This is a genomic window from Bradyrhizobium sp. MOS001 (assembly GCF_004634465.1).
Taxonomy (GTDB): domain Bacteria; phylum Pseudomonadota; class Alphaproteobacteria; order Rhizobiales; family Xanthobacteraceae; genus Bradyrhizobium; species Bradyrhizobium barranii.
The window spans coordinates 1-1,623 of record NZ_SPVJ01000152.1 but is presented as its reverse complement, the minus strand read 5'-3'; the positions used below and the strand labels follow the sequence as shown (position 1 = coordinate 1,623).

2 protein-coding genes are annotated in these 1,623 nt (G+C 58.8%); both read left to right on the top strand.

From position 1 onward, the window contains the following. The coding region (locus tag CT676_RS43555) for a hypothetical protein (protein WP_205124648.1) at positions 1-455 on the top strand (455 nt) is incomplete at its 5' end. Positions 456-809: 354 nt separating this feature from the next. After that, positions 810-1,565 (top strand): potassium channel family protein, encoded by a 756-nt coding sequence (locus CT676_RS43550; protein WP_244623542.1) that lies wholly within the window; start codon positions 810-812, stop codon positions 1,563-1,565. Positions 1,566-1,623: the final 58 nt, after the last annotated feature.

Below are 1,623 nucleotides of genomic sequence, written 5' to 3'. Positions count from 1 at the left end.
TGCCACTGGCGGCATATTTCTGGAAGGTCGGAGCAGTGTTGCTCGCACTGCTCTTTGTTGCAGATTATTGGCTGCCGAGGGCCCCGACCGTCGATCAGGTGGCTGCGGACCGGCCGGCCATACTTATCCACTCAGATCGCAAATGGCCCGAGCGTATTGTCTTCGATACCCAATCGCCGGTGATCGTCGCCGCTGCGCCCGTGGCCGAGGCGACTGAGGTCGCAACTTCGTCGGATGTGGCCGAACCGCCCGTTACCGTCGCACAGAGCCCGGCGGTGGCGAATTCTTTCGCGATGCTGCCGAAGCCGGATACACGCCGGCCTGAAACCGTCGATCGCAAGCGACAACGCAAGATGTTGCATGTTGCGGCTCGACCGAGGCGAAACGTCCAGCCGCAGATGCTTCTGGCGGCACGACAAGGGCAGTTCGGCTGGTTCGGCTTCAGAACCTGGTGATCGGCGTCCGGATACGATCCGAACGCCGGGTCTCGCGGCGCCTATTCGTACATCGCACAGACACTTCCCCGCCGACGGAGACACCTGCGCGCAGCGCGCCGGGTTTGGCGGATCGTCGTCCTTGCAACGCAGACGCCGTTGATCCGCGTTCTGCCCACTCCGCAGGCGGCGGCTCCGCTCTCCGGAATTTATCTTCGCGAAGGTGCGGCAGATGTGCTGCCATTTTTTATGTGCATTTTTGTATCGTGAGTCGTTGCTGCGGCGAATCACGCGACCACAAACATCCTTGATGTGGATCAACCAGCGCTCCTGCGCCGGTAAAATGCTGGACGCATGGCTATTGGCTGCGCAGGAATGACCTCGCATGCCGAAGGCCGGGAGCTGGAAGCCAACAGGGGGAACGGCATGAAAGTAGACCTTCTGCGAGAACGGATGCGCTTGAGCTTCAACGATTGGCTGCTGACGCTACTCACAATTCTGCTCGTATCGATCGTATTTGTCTTTGCGCCGCTTCAGGCGACCGGCCATTTTGTCCTCCACGCCGGGGCAATTACCGTCTTGCTTGCTGTGATGGTGAGCATGGCGATTATCTCGAAGAGCAAGATCGCACTCGGGATGATGTTACTTGGGCTTATTGCGAACGTCTTCGTGTTCTTGGAGCGCTATTACTACGCTTGGCCCTACAACTTGCATCTGCTGGCGGCGTCATGGTTGCTGATCGCCATAGCACTTGGATCTGTCGTTACGAGGGCCGTATTCGGTCCAGGCTACATCACCTATCACCGTGTCGTCGGCGCCGTCCTCGTATATCTTTTGATTGCCGTGGGATTTGCCTGCCTGTTCACGTTCCTCGGCTTGTCGGCCGCCGATGCATTCAAAGGCATCGAGTTCGTGGATGACCGATCGCTTGCAAGCAAGGTTTTCTATTTGAGCTTTGCCACGCTGACGACGACCGGATACGGCGACATCGTGCCCGTCCATCCATGGGCGAGGAGCCTCTGCAACATCGAAGCGGTTATCGGGCAACTGTATCCGGCGACGTTGTTGGCGCGACTGGTCACGCTGGAGCTCGGGGAGCAAATTGAACACGTCCACCAACAATCACCGTAGCGCCGGTCTTAAGCTGCAGACCGATGGCAGATTTCTGCGCCGCAGCGCCGCAACCAAA

What these genes read in the sequence shown, in the direction of transcription:
- CT676_RS43550 (WP_244623542.1), top strand. Translation starts at nt 810, where the DNA reads ATGACCTCGCATGCCGAAGGCCGGGAGCTGGAAGCCAACAGGGGGAAC.